Source organism: Pseudomonas sp. AC211, from assembly GCF_979258055.1.
The window spans coordinates 4,503,567-4,519,253 of the sequence record NZ_OZ409830.1 but is presented as its reverse complement, the minus strand read 5'-3'; the positions used below and the strand labels follow the sequence as shown (position 1 = coordinate 4,519,253).

The window sequence follows — 15,687 nt, the reverse complement described above, 5'->3', positions numbered from 1 at the left end:
ATAAAACTGAAATTTGTATTCAAGTGTCGAGTCGTCTCCATGTTCTCTAGGTGTGCACTTGGTTGTCCATTCAGGTGCAGGGGGGTGGTTTACTGATAAAACGCTACGGACTTTTAGCCGGTGAATATCATCGTGGAGTTGGGCTTTCCGTCATCTCTATGTACCACTCCGGCCGGTCGCTAATAATCGCCAGATGCGTCGCGAGCTTGTAGCTAAGGTTTCGCCATGGGTTGCCGCGGGTATCTTCCGACGTGTTTGCCCAGAAATTCCAGGTGTAGTCGCTGTGTAGCCAGCCTTTATCGCCCATTGTAGTAAGCGCCCACATGCTGGTGCGTTTACCCGTAGGGTTGAGTTGTTTTATATAGTCAATAAGATTGATGTAAGTGCGCCCGCCGTCAACAAGCGGTCGTGTGCTCCAGTGTGTGTCGCTGTATAAATAGGCTTGGTATGCAAGCACCTGTCTGGACTGCGAGGTATTAACGTGCCATTCCTTAATGAGTGTTTTGGCAGTATCCCAGCTAACGTTGACGGCGGAATTAACTTGCGGCTGCCATAAAAACGGCCTTCATACACAGAATATAAATTTGGCAAAATGGCCTTCCAGATCCATCAGGGTCTTCCGGTAACCTTGAACATCCGGTCGAACTGCAATATTGGCCAGGGCGCCAGTTGATCGCGCATGTTCCAGTATCTGCGCCCTGGCATACCCGGTAACCGGGTCGATGATCAATAGAACCTGATTATCCACCGCCCATTTAAGAAGGTCCGCAAACAGAACGAGATTTTCGTCAGTTCCAAAACTTAGCGATTGATCCCGCTTGCGCATCCGGTACATGGTTAGCACGTCCTGCGGGTAGTCCCACACGTATTTTCCCGCTGGCCCGCCATAAGCGACCATAGGCACGTGGCGTCCGGTGAGTAGCTGATGGTTACCCGTTTTGTCGAGTCCGGTAAAAAATACGTTGAACCGCATGATCCTGTAACCAGCGTTCAACGCTTCTTTGGCCGCTTTAAGCAGTGCCCTCGGGAGCGTTATTAGCGGCTGGACGCCCTCAGTAACCACGCTCTGGAATGCCAACGATATCCGCTGCCGCTGACCAACGCGGCACCATCATTCGATTGATCGCGCCGCAGAGCAGAGGCTTCTCGCGTTGGCCTGCACAGGTTCCGCATTGATGACGATCGTCGTAGTACAACGACCGGATCAAATTGAATACCTGCGCTGGTTGCGCAATTGTTTGCTGATGCCGGGTTGAATAGTAGAAACAGTAAAAACGCTGCGAATGACTTTAGGGTCGGCGAAACCATCAGCTGAATCTCGATGTGGGAATGTTATGGCGCCGCTTATTGCCTCGCGGATCCGATACTGTCGGTCTGAACAATAGTTACGTGCGCGATCGAAGCGACACGCCTTTCAATTCAACGGGTGCGCAAAAGCATGTTTGTAAGAACGGCGTTGCGCCCTGCGACGGGGTACTGGATCAGGTTGATAAAGTCCGGATTGTATTTGGATGCGTAATTTTTTCTGTATGTCATCCACTAATTCTTTCTGATTGGCGTATCGGGTTCCGCGGGTATCATGGCGTTGGTAGTACTCGTAGGTTTCGCGATCTGACCCCGACAGCTGATATGTGCTTCTTACCGGCGCGGTTTTGCTGCCGCTTGGCCAGACTTCAATCCACATGAAATCTTCGTTGAAGAAGGCCCTCATGTCGTAGGTCTGCCCATGCTCTTGGCCCACCCTGAGGTCATGCAGTTTGTCCAGTGAATCAATATCGGAAGCCCTTTGAACTAACCCTGGCAAGTTCAGCGGTTTTCGCCTAAATCCTAGTGAATAATCGACCAGATGGATGTTAAAGCTGTTGCCCATCTGCTCGGTTATGAACCACTGTGGGTCCCTGCTGCCATTGTTATATGTTTCGACGACAATCAAGTCGTCTGATGGCAGTTTGTTGGAGTACGATCTTAGGGCCACGTTTGCCTGGTAGGCCAAGGCCGGCGGCAAGAAACTTGTGGTCAATAATATTGCTACTGCAAGAGTTTTGAGATTAATCACCTAGGTCTCCCCGGCAAGCTTGAAATGTATCCACGGACAGTTCCGATAGGGTTTTATATGTTCAGGGCCAATGCGCGGCTAGTTGTTCGAAGCCTTGATGACCGCGCGCTCGTACCACTCTGGTCGGTCGCTAATCACGAGAAGGTGTGTGGCGAACTCGTAACTTAGGTTACGGAACGGATTTTCCACGGGTGTCGGTGCTTGAATTGGCGGCAAAGTTCCAGGCGTATTGGCTATTGAGCCTGCCTTTGTCGCCCATCGAGTCCCTTGACCAGATCGCCGCACGTTTGCCCAATGGCGTTAACTTCCTGAACCGGTCAATGAGGTTGATCCACGTGGCTGCCGGTTCCAGCGTGATGGTTTCCGAATATGACTTGGTGCTCCAATGGTTGGGGCTATACAAGTTAATGTTATAGGCCAGTATTCCTTTGGATTCGCTGGTTTCTCTGTGCCAGCTCCCGATCACAATCTCTGTGGAAATTGCGGCAAGCTCAGGGGTTTCGTTTATGGTAGGTAGCCAGAGAAACCGGCCTTCGTAATGTGCGTAATACGGGTACCAGGTACCAATTGAGACTTTCAGTCGTCTTGCATAGTCGCCCCCTCCACTATTTGGCGCCCTCAAAACAACGTTACCCAAGGCGCCAAGATAATGTGCTCGATTGAGCACCGCGCCGAATGCTTTTACGTCGCGACCGTAGGGGTCGATAATAAGAAGTACCTGATGGTCCACGGCCCATTGGAGCAGATCATCTATTAGCAGCAGATTATTTCCTGGCTCATGGTTCCTTGTTTGGTCGCGGTTACGCATATAAAGCTTGTGCAGTTCTTTTTCTTCATAGTCGTAGAAGCGCTTGCTATTCGGTTCGCCGGCGGCACTGGCTGATGTGTAGCGACTCAAAAGCGCTTTCTCGTTAATCGCTGTGTTTTCATCCAGGACGAGCGCGTCGAACTCCATTACCCGGTAGCCGGCGTCGTATGCCGCCTGAGCCGCTGCAAGGGTGTTTTCCGCAGCGCCGTGCCCTGGAAGACGTCCCCAGAGGCCTCTATGGGGAACGGCCACCAAATCGGAAGGGGCTGACCAGTTGGGCACCATGATGTGATTAATGGTCGCGCAGAGCTGCGGCTTTTCGAGTTGTCCGGCGCATGTGCCGCATTGATGGCGGCTGTCGTATATCTGGGCGGGATCAAGTTTCTTTTCCTGCAGCTAAAATGCACTCGGCCGCATGCAACAGGGAAAGTGGTGAAACAACAAAGCAAAGTGAAGCTATTAACAAAGAAGTCTTGAATCTCGACATTTACAACGCTCCTGCTCTTTCGCGTTTAGGCTCGCGACTTTCTGTTTAGGGGGTGACAGTCAGTAATGTTGTTTTGCTGAATTAGAGTTAAAGCGGGGCTGGTCTTTTGTCGGCAGTTACAATTTAAACAAGAGTGTTTTTTCGATGCGAAACAGGTTGCTCTTAATTGCTGCGGCGATCAATGCTGAATGGGCGCGGTCGGAAGTTGCCTGCGTTAAGAAGCGCAGTTTTTTACAAGAGTGATGGCGAGGCGATTACTGAACGTTTCGCTGATGTTCGGAATAACGCGTTTATGGCGGCTTACACTTGGGTTTAGTTAGGATTTTTCTATTCTTATTTTGGATAATTTCTCGCCGATAAACTGGCTGGTTTCGTATTTTTCAAGCGAAATTGCACCAGCCTGGCATCTGTTAAACGCTACCCAGCCCCTGCCAGTGCTTCGAGCCAATAAAGATAAAGCGCAATTGCTGCGTCATTTTGGCCTGCGGGGTGAGGTGTTCGGGGAGTTCCAGTGCTAGCGGGTCGATCAGTTCGGGCAGGGTGGCGAAAACGGTTTTCACCACCAGGTCGGCAATCACCGCGTGCGCGGCTTCGTCCAGATGCGGCAGTTTCGGCATATGGCCCAAGTCGCTGACCAGGTCGGCGGTGATGCCTTCGCGCAGTGCACTGATGGCTTGGCGCACGTTCTTCGAACCACCGTACTGCTCGCGGGCCAGAAACAGGAACTGCGAGCGGTTGGCTTCGACATTGGTGAGAAAGATGCGCACCGAGGCGTCGATGACGCCGCCCATTTGCATCTCGTTGTGGCGCACCTGGCGGATGGCTTCGCGGAAGGTTTCGCCCACCTCGGTTACCAACGCCAGGCCCAGTTCATCCATATCGCTGAAGTGCCGGTAGAAACCGGTGGGCACGATACCCGCGTGCCGCGCCACTTCGCGCAGGCTCAGGCTGCCGAAGCCACGGCCGCTTTCCATCAGGAACCGCGCGGCATCCAAGAGCGCTTGGCGCGTCTGCTGCTTCTGTTCGGCACGAGGTGACATGCGTGGCGCGGTTCCCTGCGGTGGTGTGCCGCGCACTCTAGCAAAAAGCATTTACGTGGCGTCGAACGAGGCGGCCATCCGCTCGTTCAGTGCACGACTGTTGACTGAGATTCGTCACTCTGGCAGTTTGGTGCACGCTTGTGCACTCAAAGCTCTTTCCTTAGGTAAGTCCATGACCCTAATTCCTTTTGTCGTTGCGCGTCGTAGCGCTCGCCTGTTGGCGCCGCTGCGTGCGTTGGTCGCGCGCGGTTGGCTACGCGAGGCCAGCGTCGACGCCGTGCTGGCGCAGCTGCATCCGGCATGGCGGCTGAACCGCGTCTTCTCCCGCTTAGTGAGCAGGCGCTGGGTGGCTGACGACATGCTCGCCCTGACCCTGCAACCGAACGGCAACTGGCGTGGCGCCGAGCCCGGCCAACACATATTCAGGTGTACCTGGAAGTGGACGCCGTCCGCCTGAGCCGCAGCTACAGCCTCACGGCAGTGATGGCAGACGGCAGTGTGGAGATCGCAGTCAAACGCCAGCCTGGCGGGCGGCTGTCAATCGCCTGCTTGACCATCTGGCCATCGGTGACGCCGTGGAGCTTGGCGAGCCCTTCGGCGAGCTGACCTGGCCGCATCAGGCGCAGGCCGTGCTGTTGCTGGCGGCGGGCAGTGGTCTGACGCCCCTGCTGGGCCTGTTGCGTAACGCGCTGGAAAAAGGCTTTGGCGCGCCGGTGGAGTTGTTTCACTACGTGCACGACGCCGGCCAGCACGCGTTCGCCCGCGAGCTGCACGTGCTGCAGCAGCGCTACCAGAATCTGCGCGTGCGACCGATGCTGACCACCGAGACCGGGCGCTTTTCGCCTGCTCATCTGCACGCGTTTACCGCGAGTGATGTGCTCACGTGCGGCCCGTTCGGGTTTGTGAATGCGGTGAATGAATGGTGGAGCAGCACGGCAGCAGAAACGCCGCTGCAAGCCGAATCGTTTAGCCCGCCCGAACTAAACAGCAACGCCAGCCACCGCCCTGTGCTCATGCGTTTCGCCCGTGCCCAGCAAGACGTGCTCGGCAACACAGCCACCTCGCTGCTGCAACAAGCCGAAGCTGCCGGACTGCGGCCCGCGCACGGCTGCCGGCAGGGCATTTGCGCCAGCTGCACCTGCCTGCTGCTCAGCGGCACGGTGCGAGACCAGCGCAGTGGCATGGTGCTAAGCGAGCCCGGTCAGGCGATTCGCCTGTGCGTCAGCGTGCCCATGGGCGACGTGGTTGTGGATATTTAAGGAGAGCGCCATGCGCAATGATCGCCCGTTAACCGACAGCGAGCTGTCCGCCTTCGCCGCTGAACTCGACGACCTCGGCCGCCGCACGCGGGCCGACCTGGGCGCCGTTGATGCCCGCTACATTCGCCGCCTGCGCAACGTTATTCGCCTGTGCACGGCCGCCGGGCGCGGCCTGTTGTTGCTGGGCTGGTTTCCGCCGACGTGGCTGCTCGGTACCCTGTTGCTGGGGCTGGGCAAGATTCTGGAAAACATGGAGCTGGGCCATAACGTGATGCACGGCCAGTACGACTGGATGAACGACCCCGAATTCAGCGGCCGCACCTACGAATGGGACATCGCCGGCCCTTCGGACTTCTGGCGCCACACCCACAACCATATCCACCACACCTACACCAACGTGCTGGGCATGGACGACGATATTGGTTACGGGGTGGTCCGCCTGTTCCCAGAACAACGCTGGAAGCCGTTCTACCGCTGGCAGCCGCTGTGGGTGACGTTGCAAGCGCTGCTGTTCCAATACTCCGTGGCGGTGCAGCACCTGCGGTTGGATAAAGTCTACAAAGGCAAGATGAGCCGCGACGAGTTAGGACCTTTGCTTCGCGTATTCACCGCCAAAATCGGACGCCAATGGTTCAAGGACTACCTGTTCTTTCCTGCCTTGGCCGCGCTGATCGGTGCCAATGCCCTGGCGGTACTGGCTGGGAATGCCGTGGCGAACCTGCTGCGCAATCTGTGGACCTTTTTGATTATTTTCTGCGGGCATTTCACCGAGCGAGCGGCGGTTTTCCCGCGAGAGGTGGTGGAAAACGAAAGCCGCGGGCACTGGTATCTGCGTCAGCTGCAAGGCTCGAGCAACCTCAAAGGTGGCAAGCTGTTCCACATTCTCAGCGGCAACCTCAGCCACCAGATCGAGCACCACCTGTACCCCGACGTGCCGGCCCGACGCTACGCCGCCATGGCCGTCGAAGTGCGCGAAATCGCCCGGCGCTACGGCCAAACCTACAACTGCGGCAGCCTCGCCGGGCAGTTCGCCACGGTGCTGCGGCGCATCTGGATTTACCGCAAACCCAACGGCCTCGGCGCGCAACCGACCTAACGGCGGTTGAATCATTTCGCCATCAAACCGTCGATACCTCTATAAGACGGCCCCCCGCAGTTCGCCACGGGCTGCGGTTTATGGAGTGGTAGGAATGACGTTGGCCCGTAAAGTGTTGCTGTGGTTTCTGGCTATTTTCTTCGCAGTGATTGCCATAGCGCTGGTGGTAATCGCCACCTTCGACTGGAACCGCATAAAGCCGCGCCTCAACGACACCGTCAGCGAACAGCTGGGCCGACCGTTCGCGATTAACGGCAACCTTGCGGTGGTGTGGGCGAGGGAGCCGGAAGAAGGCGGATGGCGCGCCTGGGTACCCTGGCCGCATTTTTCCGCCGAAGACATCACCTTGGGCAACACCGAGTGGGCCAAGGCGCCGCAGATGGTCAGCCTGCAGCGCGTGGAGTTTCGCCTGGCACCGCTGCCGCTAATCTGGCGCACCGTGAGCATCCCGCGTATCGATCTAACCGGCCCGACTCGCCAGCCTTGAGCGCCTGGCGGATGGGCGCAACAACTGGACCTTCACCCTCAAACCCAGCGACCCCAACGAGCCGCCATCGGAGTCGCCGTGGGTGGTCGACATCGGCGCCATTGGCTTCGATAAAGGCCAGGTTGAGGTTAACGATCAGAGCCTGAAAACCCAGGTGCAGCTGGTGATCGACCCGTTGGGCAAACCGGTGCCGTTCACCGACATCGTCAACAAGCCAGGCACCGACAAAGCGGCTCAGCCCGAGGCGACACCGCAGGACTACGCGTTTGGTTGGACGCTCAAGGGCCAGTACAAAGGCCAGCCACTCAATGGCTCCGGCAAGGTCGGCGGATTGCTGGCGCTGCAAGACAGCCGCCAGCCATTCCCGGTACAAGCCAACGTGCAAATCGGTGCCACCAAAATCGCCTTGGCCGGCACGCTCACCGACCCGAAAAATTTCGGCGCGCTTGACCTGCGTCTGCAACTGGCCGGCACCAGCCTCGGCAATCTGTATCCGCTAACGGGCGTGACCTTGCCGGACACGCCGCCGTTTGCCACCGACGGGCACTTGCGCGCCCAACTGCGCGATCCTGCCGGCATGCAGTTTCACTACGAACAGTTCAACGGCTCGATTGGCGACAGCGACATCCACGGCGATCTCAGCTACGTCGCCGGCCAGCCACGGCCCAAGCTCAGCGGCGCCTTAACCTCCAACCAATTGCGGTTCGCCGACCTGGCGCCGCTGATTGGCGCGGACTCCAAATCCGAGCAGAAAGCCCGAGGCGTCACCAGCAAACAGCCCAGCGACAAAGTGCTGCCCGTGGAAGAATTCCGCACCGCGCGCTGGCGCGACATGGACGCCGACGTCAACTTCACCGGCAAGCGCATCGTCCACAGCGAAAAACTGCCCTTTACCGACCTCAACGCGCACGTGCTGCTCGACGACGGCGCCCTCAGCCTGGAACCCCTGCGGTTCGGCGTGGCGGGTGGCCAGTTGAACGCCACCATCCGCCTCGACGGCAGCCAGACGCCCATGCAAGGCAAGGCGAAGCTGAGCGCGCGCAACTTCAAACTCAAAGAACTGTTCCCCACCTTCGCGCCGCTGCAAACCAGCTTCGGCGCACTGCAAGGCGACGTCGACATCAGCGGCACCGGCAACTCCGTGGCGGCCTTGCTGGGCACGGCCAACGGCGATGTGCGCATGTTGATCAACGACGGCGCCGTCAGCCGTGAGCTGATGGAACTGGCGGGCTTGAATGTCGGCAATTACGTGGTCGGCAAACTGTTCGGCGACAAAGACGTGCGCATCAATTGCGCCGCTGCCGACACCGGCGTCAAAGACGGCCTGCTGACCACGCGCCTGGTGGTGTTCGACACCGAGAACGCGCTGATACACGTCGACGGCACTGCCAACTTCAAAACCGAACAACTGGACCTGACCATCGACCCGCAATCCAAAGGCGTACGCATTATTTCCCTGCGTTCGCCGTTGTACGTAAACGGGCCGTTCAAAAGCCCCAACGCTGGCGTGAAAACCGTGCCGCTGCTGGCCCGTGGCGCAGGCATGTTGGCATTGGGCGCTATCGTTGCGCCGGTGGCCGGGTTGGTGGCGTTGGTGGTGCCGAGCGGCGGTGGCGATCAGGTGAATGAATGCGCGCCGCTGCTGGAGAAGATGAAGGCTGGGAAGTTGTAAGCGATTGACTGACTGGCGCAAAAAAAAGCCCCTCTCCCCAACCCTCTCCCGCAGGCGGGAGAGGGGCTGATCGAGCAAAACCGGATTTTCGGGCTCCCCTCTCCCGCTCGCGGGAGAGGGGCCGGGGAGAGGGTCGGCCTTTAGGCATTCCCCGGCAACACTGGCAGTCGCGCCAAACGCACCGACACGGCCAATGCGCCCACCAGCAGCGCGCCGATAAACACGCCAACGCCCAACCAGCCAAAGTGATGCCAGAACACGCCACCCACTGTGCCGGCGACGCTTGAGCCCAGGTAGTAGCAGAACAAGTACATCGACGAGGCCTGCCCCTTGGCTACAAACGCGCGCCGGCCAATCCAACTGCTCGCCACCGAGTGGGCGGCGAAGAAGCCGAAGGTGAACAGCAGCATGCCAACCACGATCACCGGCACTTGCGGCAGCAGGGTGAGCAGCAAGCCGGCGAGCATCAGTACGATGACTGCCCACAGCACTTTGCGGCGCCCGAGTTTGTCGGCCAGCGAACCGACCCACGCCGAGCTATAGATGCCCGCGAGGTACACCGCCGAGAGCAAGCCGACCACCGCCTGGCTCATGTGGTACGGCTCGCCAAGCAGCCGGTAGCCGATGTAGTTAAACAGCGTCACGAACGCGCCCATGAGCAGAAATGCTTCAAGAAACAGCCACGGCAACCCGGCGTCGCGCAGGTGCATGGCGTAGTTACCGATCAGGTTTTTCAGGTTCAGCGGCGTGGCGCGAAAGTGTTTCGACTCCGGCAAGATGCGCCAGAACAGCAAGGCGCCGAGCAGTGCCAGGGCGCCCAGCGAACCGATAGCGACGCGCCAGTTCACGAAGTCCACCAGCACCCCCGCGATCAACCGCCCGCTCATGCCGCCAATGGCATTGCCGCTGACGTACAAGCCCATCGACAAACCAATAAAGCGCGGATGAATTTCTTCGCTCAGGTAAGTCATGCCCACTGCCGCCAATCCGCTCAATGACAAACCGAGCAACCCGCGCATCAGCAGCACGCCGTGCCAGGTCGGCATGCACGCACTGGCCAGGGTGAAGAGGGCGGCCGACAGCAGGGAAATCACCATGATCTGCTTGCGGCCGAGGGCGTCGGAAATCGGCCCGGTGATGAGCAGCCCGATGGCCATCATGATGGTCGAGATCGACAGCACCAAGCTGCTCTGCGCGGCGTTAAGGTCAAACTCGGCAGACAGCACCGGCATCAACGGCTGCACGCTATACAACAAGGCAAAGGTGGCGAAACCGCCGGCAAACAAGGCCAGCGAGGTGCGAACAAATTGCGGGGTGCCTTTTTCGATAAAGGCTTCGGTTTGTTCAACCGTGCTCACAACGTCGGCCGCCGCATCGCGGGCGGCATCGAGCAGGGCAGGGGAAGCGGAAGGGCGCACAGAGACCTCGTGAACAAGAGCAGTGCGCACAGAATAGTAATCGCAGTTTATTATCTCCAATATATTGTTCGTGTCGTTTGATCTGTTTAACGACCTAATCTGCCGCGGAGACTGCCCATGGAATTGCGCCACTTACGCTACTTCGTCGCGGTTGCCGAAGAGCTGCATTTCGGCCGTGCTGCCGAGCAACTGGGCATCTCCCAACCGCCGCTCAGTCAGCAGATTCAAGCATTGGAAGAAGAGATCGGCGCGCGGTTGTTTGAACGCACCAATCGCCGGGTTGAACTGACCGAAGCGGGCCGCCTGTTTCTCGACGAGACCCGACAGATTCTCGCCCATGTCGAAAAGGCTACGCAGATCGCCCGCCGCGCTCAGCAGGGCGAAATCGGCGAGCTGAATGTCGGCTTTACCGCGTCGGCGCCCTTCACCTCGACCATCCCGCGCAGCATCCTCGCGTTCCGCCAAGCCCACCCGGACGTGCACCTGAGCCTGCGGGAAATGAGCAGCCGCGTGGTGATTGAGGCGCTGCTGGAGGAGACCGTGCAGGTCGGCGTGATTCGCCCGTTTGCGTTGCCCGATACCATCACCGCCGTCGAACTGTTTCGCGACCCGCTGGTGGCGGTGCTGCGCGCGGATCATCCGTTGGCGCAGGGAAGCGACGAAGGCATTTCCATTGCCGCGTTGGCCGATGAGCCCTTTGTGTTTTTCCCGCGCAGTTACGGTACCGGCCTGTATGACCAGCTGATTGGCTTGGCACGCAACGCCGGGTTCAGCCCACGCATCGCCCAGGAGGCGAGTGAGGCCATGACCATCATCGGCTTGGTGTCAGCAGGGTTGGGGGTGTCGATGTTGCCGGCATCGTTCCGGCGCACGCGGGTGGATGGCGTGGTGTATCGGACGTTGCTCGATGAAGGCGCCACGAGTGCGGTGTGGCTGGTGGTACGCAAGGATCAGCAAGCGCCGCTGGCCTTGGCCTTTGTTGAGCAGGTGACGCGGGAGGCGGCCGCGTTGCAGGCCGACCGACGATTTGCATAGGTCTGACTGAAGACCAAAGACTCATCCGAGATTCTGCATCCCGAATCGTCGGACCGCCGCGTGCGCGAGGATGACGGAGTTTGTCTTAAACCCACCGTCATCCCCGCGCAGGCGGGGATCCAGACTCTCAAGCCGAGCGCAAAAGCGCATCACGGCTTTTCAGCCGTGACACGTGGGCTTACTTAACCGAAGCCAACTGCGCTTTCAACGCAACGCCGGCCATGATGGCGCCAGCGTGGCATTCGTAGTTCTGCGGGTTTTTGTACTCAACGCCTTTGTAGTTGCTGGCGATTTCGATCACCGCATTGGCGCCGGCTGCCTTGGCGGCGTTGGCCAGTTTGATGATGGCCGATTGCATGGCCCAGGCGCAGGCCTCTTCGTCAGACTTGTTGAAGGCGTTGGTCTTCTGGTTGGTGGTGATCTGTGGGTTGATCACGTTCACTTTGCCAGCGGGCTTCTGCCCTGCCATGTAGAATTTTACCGAGCCATCCAGCTTGCCGGCAGCGGTCGCCTGAGCGATCGCGGTTTCCAGTGGCAAGTAGTGCGTGGTGTCGCGCGCCTGGCTGATGCCGGGAATAGCGGCCAGAAGCAGGGCTGCGGCGGTGAGGCTTTTCAAGTGCATAGTCGTCTCCTTGACGGCGGTGGGGTAGGTCGGTCGGTTCTGTCAGCGCCAGCGGCGGAAGATCAGCGAGGTATTGACCCCACCGAAGGCGAAATTGTTGTTCATCACGAATTCATTGTTCATCTGCCGCGGCTCGCCGCGCAGGTAGTCGAGGTCCGCGCACTGCGGGTCGATGTTGTCCAGGTTCAGGGTGTGGATATAACGGTCGCTGTTGAGCATTTCGATGCTGAACCACGACTCCAGTGCCCCGCACGCGCCCAAGGTGTGACCCAGGTAGCTTTTTTGCGAGCTGATGGCCATGCCCGAGCCGAACAGGCTGGCGGTGGCGTGGGTTTCGGCGATGTCGCCTTGCTCGGTGGCGGTGCCGTGACCGTTCACGTAGCCGATGGCGTGCGGGTCCAAACCAGCGTCTTGCAGAGCCAGTTCCATGGCGCCGCGCATGGTCACCTGTTCCGGCTTGGTGGCGTGCTGGCCGTCGGCGTTGCAGCCAAAGCCAACGACCTCGGCGTAAATCGTCGCGCCACGCGCTTTGGCGTGTTCCAGTTCTTCAAGCACCAACATGCCGGCACCTTCACCGATCACCAGCCCGTCGCGGCCGCTGTCGTAAGGGCGCGGCGAGGTGTGCGGGGCATCGTTTTTCAGGCTGGTGGCGTACAGCGCGTCGAACACCATGGCTTCGGTGGGGCACAGCTCTTCGGCGCCGCCGGCCAGCATCAACGGCAGGCGCCCGAACTTGATCGCCTCGTAGGCATAACCGATGCCCTGGCTGCCGCTGGTGCATGCGCTGGACGTGGGAATCAGACGGCCCTTGAGGCCGAAGAAAATGCTGATATTGGCCGCGGTGGTGTGCGGCATCATGCGGATGTACGAGTTGGCGTTGAGGCCGTCGGCCACCGAGTTGAGCAGCATATTGCCGAAGGCTTTGATCTCTTCGGTGCTGCCGGTGGACGAGCCGCACGCCACGCCCATACGGCCATCGCGAATGCTTTCATCACCCAGCAAACCAGCGTTGGCCAAGGCTTTTTCGGCGGCCAGCACCACCAGGCGCGACACCCGGCCCATGCTGCGCAGTTGTTTGCGGTTCCAGGTTTTAGGCACCACGAAATCGTCGATGGGGCCGGCCAGACGGGTGTTCAGTTCGGCGAAGCGATCCCACTCATGCATACGGCGAATGCCGCTTTTGTTGGCGCTGAAGTTGGCTTCGATGCTGGCCCAGTCACTGCCAAGGGATGTGATGCCGGCCATGCCGGTAACTACCACGCGTTTCATCAGCACAGGCCTCCATTGACCGCGAGCACTTGGCGGGTGATGTAGGCGGCTTCGTCCGACATCAGGAAATTCACCGCGCCAGCCACTTCTTCCGGGGTGCCCATGCGTTGGGCGGGGATCATCTTCATCATTTCTTCAATCGGCAGATCGTCATCGAGCATGGCCGTGTCGATCAAACCGGGGGCCACGCAGTTGACGGTAATTTTGCGCTTGCCCAGCTCAACCGCCAGCGCTTTCGCCGCGCCGATCACGCCGGCTTTCGAGGCGCTGTAGTTGACCTGGCCACGGTTGCCGATCATGCCGGACACCGAGGTGATGCAGACAATACGTCCCGGTTTGCGTCGGCGAACCATCGGCATGACCAACGGGTGCAGGATGTTGTAGAAACCGTCCAGATTGGTGCGCAGCACCACATCCCAGTCCTCTTCGCTCAAGGCCGGAAAGGCGCCGTCGCGGGTCAGGCCGGCATTGCACACCACGCCGTAATAGGCGCCGTGGGCCTCAACATCCGCTTCGAGAATTTCCCGGCACGCGGCGCGCTCGGCCACATCGAACTGCAGAATGCGTGCCTGCCGGCCGAGGGCGACGATTTCTGCCTGCACGGCTTCAGCTTCAGCGCGGCCACTGCGGCAATGCAGCACCAAATCAAAGCCAGCGCGGGCCAGGCGCAAGGCGATGGCGCGGCCGATACCACGGCTGGAGCCGGTGACGAGAATGGTGTCAGTCATGTGCAGGTTCTTCCAGATAGCTGGCCACGTGGGGCGGGCGGAAAACATTGAGGCGCGCGTGGGCGTGAATGCCCGGGCCGGTCAGGTTGCATTCGAAAACGCCCATGCCGTTGTCGTCTTGCAGCGAGCGCAGGGCGTGAATGTGCAGTTCGGCGCCGAGGGGAAAGGCCTCGACGTTGCACTGGTAATTGCGTGTGCCGAGCAGGAAACCCAGCTCCACCGGCAGGCCGGCCTGGCGCGCCTGGCAGCCGGCAAACGCCGCCACGCTTTGCGCCATTAGCTCGATGCCGACCCATGCCGGCAGGCTGCCATCGGCCTGGCTGAACAAGCCACCGGCGCGCACGACCAGGCGGGTGTGCACGTCTTCGTCGGCGAAGCTCAGCACTTCGTCCACCAGAATCATGTCGGCGGCGTGGGGCACCAGCTCGGCGATAGGCCAGACGTTCATGGGCGCACCTGAGCTGTCGGCGTGGTGCCCAGAATCAAGCTGATGTTGTTGCCGCCAAAGGCGAAGGAATTGCTCATCAGGCGCTGTGGGCCTGGGCGTTCCAGGCTTGAGCTGGCGTCTGTAAACGTAAGGGCGGGCAGTTGCTCATCGCGCTGGCCATCCCAAATGTGCGGCGGCAGGCGCTTGGCGTTCAGGCTTAACCAACAGAAGGCGGCTTCCAACGCGCCGGCCGCGCCGAGGGTGTGGCCGGTCATGGGTTTGCTGGAGGAACACGGCACGCCGTTGGGGAACACCGCCGATACGGCCAGGCTTTCCATCGCGTCGTTGTGCTGCGTGGCGGTGCCGTGCAGGTTGAGGTAGGCGATGTCCTCTGCGCTCAGACCGGCGTTGGCCAGGGCCTGGCGCATCACCTGTTCGGCGCCGCGCCCTTGCGGGTCGGGGGCGGAAATATGGTGAGCGTCGCAGTTGGCGGCAGCGCCGAGCAGGGCGATGGATTCGGTGCTGACGCCGGCGTCGCGGGTCATCAGAAACAACGCCGCCGCTTCGCCGATATTGATGCCGGTCCGGTTGCGCGAGAACGGATTGCAGCGTTCATCCGACAGCGCTTCCAGCGAGCCGAAGCCGTTAAGCGTCAGTTGGCACAACGAGTCGACGCCGCCGCACAGCACGGCGTCGCACAGGCCGCTTTGCAGCAAGCGACGGGCGCTGAGCAAGGCGCGGGCGCTGGAGGTGCAGGCGGTGGAAATGACGTAGGTCGGGCCGCCCAGTTGATAGTGCGCAGCCAGAAATTCTGCCGGCGCCGAGAGTTCTTGCTGACCGTAGTGGTAGTCCGCCGGGAATGCGCCTTCTTGCAGGAACGTGCGGATGCTCTGGGTCGCTTCGTCGATGCCCGACGTGCTGGTGCCGAGCACCACGCCGATGCGGGCATGGCCGTAACGGGCGATGGCTTGCTGAATGTCCACGTCGATTTGCTCAGCGGCCGCCAGCAGCAGTTGGTTATTGCGGGTCTGGTAGGCGCGGTGGGCGCCGGCAATGGCGGGCAGCTCGGCGTTGACCGCGCCCACCGGCAGCGGGCGCTCAGGCACCCAGCCGGCTTGCACCTGCATGCCATCGGTGTCGCCGGCGAACAGGCGCTCAGCGACGTGGTGTTTGTCATTGCCTAGGGCGCACAGCAGGCCCAGGGCATTGAGGTAGGCGGTCATGGCAACGTCTCGACGCGGTAGCTCAGCCCCGTCTGGGTGCTGAGCTGAAAATTCAGGGGG

General features: G+C 60.0%; 12 protein-coding genes and 2 pseudogenes. 4 read left to right on the top strand and 10 right to left on the bottom strand.

The genetic code is table 11. From position 1 onward, the window contains the following. Positions 1-565: 565 nt before the first annotated feature. The 4 genes from ACZZZP_RS21350 to fabR all read right to left on the bottom strand — a co-directional run bounded on the left by ACZZZP_RS21350 (position 566) and on the right by fabR (position 4,391). Positions 566-973, bottom strand: a complete 408-nt coding sequence (locus ACZZZP_RS21350; protein WP_463536829.1) for a hypothetical protein — start codon at positions 971-973, stop codon at positions 566-568. Positions 974-1,414: 441 nt separating this feature from the next. Beyond that, positions 1,415-2,056, bottom strand: coding sequence for a hypothetical protein (locus tag ACZZZP_RS21345; protein ID WP_463536828.1), 642 nt, complete (start codon positions 2,054-2,056; stop codon positions 1,415-1,417). A 169-nt stretch (positions 2,057-2,225) separates the two neighbouring features. Continuing rightward, on the bottom strand, positions 2,226-3,149 hold the full coding sequence (locus ACZZZP_RS21340; RefSeq protein WP_463536827.1) for a glycerophosphodiester phosphodiesterase family protein: 924 nt from the start codon (positions 3,147-3,149) through the stop codon (positions 2,226-2,228). A gap of 612 nt (positions 3,150-3,761) precedes the next feature. After that, positions 3,762-4,391 carry an HTH-type transcriptional repressor FabR gene (gene fabR, locus ACZZZP_RS21335; protein ID WP_122491919.1) on the bottom strand — a complete coding sequence of 210 codons (630 nt, stop codon included), beginning with the start codon at positions 4,389-4,391 and terminating at the stop codon, positions 3,762-3,764. A 172-nt stretch (positions 4,392-4,563) separates the two neighbouring features. Between fabR and ACZZZP_RS21330 the strand changes: the two are divergent. The 3 genes and pseudogenes from ACZZZP_RS21330 to ACZZZP_RS21320 all read left to right on the top strand — a co-directional run bounded on the left by ACZZZP_RS21330 (position 4,564) and on the right by ACZZZP_RS21320 (position 8,905). Then, positions 4,564-5,650: pseudogene (locus tag ACZZZP_RS21330) on the top strand (ferredoxin reductase). A 10-nt stretch (positions 5,651-5,660) separates the two neighbouring features. Continuing rightward, entirely contained in the window at positions 5,661-6,746 is a 1,086-nt protein-coding gene (locus tag ACZZZP_RS21325) for a fatty acid desaturase family protein (RefSeq protein ID WP_463384034.1), read from the top strand. Between the two features lie 94 nt (positions 6,747-6,840). After that, positions 6,841-8,905 (top strand): annotated as a pseudogene (locus ACZZZP_RS21320) (AsmA family protein). A 140-nt stretch (positions 8,906-9,045) separates the two neighbouring features. Here ACZZZP_RS21320 and ACZZZP_RS21315 read toward each other — a convergent pair. Continuing rightward, positions 9,046-10,323 carry an MFS transporter gene (locus ACZZZP_RS21315; RefSeq protein ID WP_463384032.1) on the bottom strand — a complete coding sequence of 426 codons (1,278 nt, stop codon included), beginning with the start codon at positions 10,321-10,323 and terminating at the stop codon, positions 9,046-9,048. A 117-nt stretch (positions 10,324-10,440) separates the two neighbouring features. On the opposite strand from ACZZZP_RS21315, the gene ACZZZP_RS21310 reads away from it, so the two are divergent. Further along, positions 10,441-11,358, top strand: coding sequence for a LysR family transcriptional regulator (locus tag ACZZZP_RS21310; RefSeq protein WP_463384031.1), 918 nt, complete (start codon positions 10,441-10,443; stop codon positions 11,356-11,358). 178 nt (positions 11,359-11,536) lie between these two features. Here ACZZZP_RS21310 and ACZZZP_RS21305 read toward each other — a convergent pair whose 3' ends face one another. Genes ACZZZP_RS21305 through ACZZZP_RS21285 form a run of 5 tightly spaced genes read right to left on the bottom strand, consistent with a single transcriptional unit; the run spans position 11,537 to position 15,627 of the window. Beyond that, positions 11,537-11,980 (bottom strand): excinuclease, encoded by a 444-nt coding sequence (locus tag ACZZZP_RS21305; RefSeq protein WP_122491913.1) that lies wholly within the window; start codon positions 11,978-11,980, stop codon positions 11,537-11,539. A gap of 42 nt (positions 11,981-12,022) precedes the next feature. Next, positions 12,023-13,249 carry a beta-ketoacyl-ACP synthase gene (locus ACZZZP_RS21300; protein WP_463384030.1) on the bottom strand — a complete coding sequence of 409 codons (1,227 nt, stop codon included), beginning with the start codon at positions 13,247-13,249 and terminating at the stop codon, positions 12,023-12,025. Next, a complete protein-coding gene (gene fabG / locus ACZZZP_RS21295; protein WP_463384029.1) occupies positions 13,249-13,977 on the bottom strand; it encodes a 3-oxoacyl-ACP reductase FabG in 729 nt (242 codons plus the stop codon). The genes ACZZZP_RS21300 and fabG overlap by 1 nt, the downstream gene beginning before the upstream one ends. Further along, on the bottom strand, positions 13,970-14,425 hold the full coding sequence (locus tag ACZZZP_RS21290) for a hotdog family protein (RefSeq protein WP_122491910.1): 456 nt from the start codon (positions 14,423-14,425) through the stop codon (positions 13,970-13,972). The genes fabG and ACZZZP_RS21290 overlap by 8 nt, the downstream gene beginning before the upstream one ends. Continuing rightward, the gene (locus ACZZZP_RS21285) at positions 14,422-15,627 is read right to left on the bottom strand and encodes a beta-ketoacyl-[acyl-carrier-protein] synthase family protein (protein WP_463384028.1); all 1,206 of its coding nucleotides are present in this window, start codon (positions 15,625-15,627) and stop codon (positions 14,422-14,424) included. Before ACZZZP_RS21285 ends, ACZZZP_RS21290 begins: the two co-directional genes overlap by 4 nt. Positions 15,628-15,687 lie beyond the last annotated feature (60 nt).

Excerpts from the sequence above, each read along its gene's own strand:
- ACZZZP_RS21350 (WP_463536829.1), bottom strand. The coding sequence starts at position 973 with ATGCGGTTCAACGTATTTTTTACCGGACTCGACAAAACGGGTAACCAT.
- ACZZZP_RS21340 (WP_463536827.1), bottom strand. The coding sequence starts at position 3,149 with ATGGTGCCCAACTGGTCAGCCCCTTCCGATTTGGTGGCCGTTCCCCAT.
- fabR (WP_122491919.1), bottom strand. The coding sequence starts at position 4,391 with ATGTCACCTCGTGCCGAACAGAAGCAGCAGACGCGCCAAGCGCTCTTG.
- ACZZZP_RS21325 (WP_463384034.1), top strand. The coding sequence starts at position 5,661 with ATGCGCAATGATCGCCCGTTAACCGACAGCGAGCTGTCCGCCTTCGCC.
- ACZZZP_RS21310 (WP_463384031.1), top strand. The coding sequence starts at position 10,441 with ATGGAATTGCGCCACTTACGCTACTTCGTCGCGGTTGCCGAAGAGCTG.
- ACZZZP_RS21305 (WP_122491913.1), bottom strand. The coding sequence starts at position 11,980 with ATGCACTTGAAAAGCCTCACCGCCGCAGCCCTGCTTCTGGCCGCTATT.
- ACZZZP_RS21300 (WP_463384030.1), bottom strand. The coding sequence starts at position 13,249 with ATGAAACGCGTGGTAGTTACCGGCATGGCCGGCATCACATCCCTTGGC.
- fabG (WP_463384029.1), bottom strand. The coding sequence starts at position 13,977 with ATGACTGACACCATTCTCGTCACCGGCTCCAGCCGTGGTATCGGCCGC.
- ACZZZP_RS21290 (WP_122491910.1), bottom strand. The coding sequence starts at position 14,425 with ATGAACGTCTGGCCTATCGCCGAGCTGGTGCCCCACGCCGCCGACATG.
- ACZZZP_RS21285 (WP_463384028.1), bottom strand. The coding sequence starts at position 15,627 with ATGACCGCCTACCTCAATGCCCTGGGCCTGCTGTGCGCCCTAGGCAAT.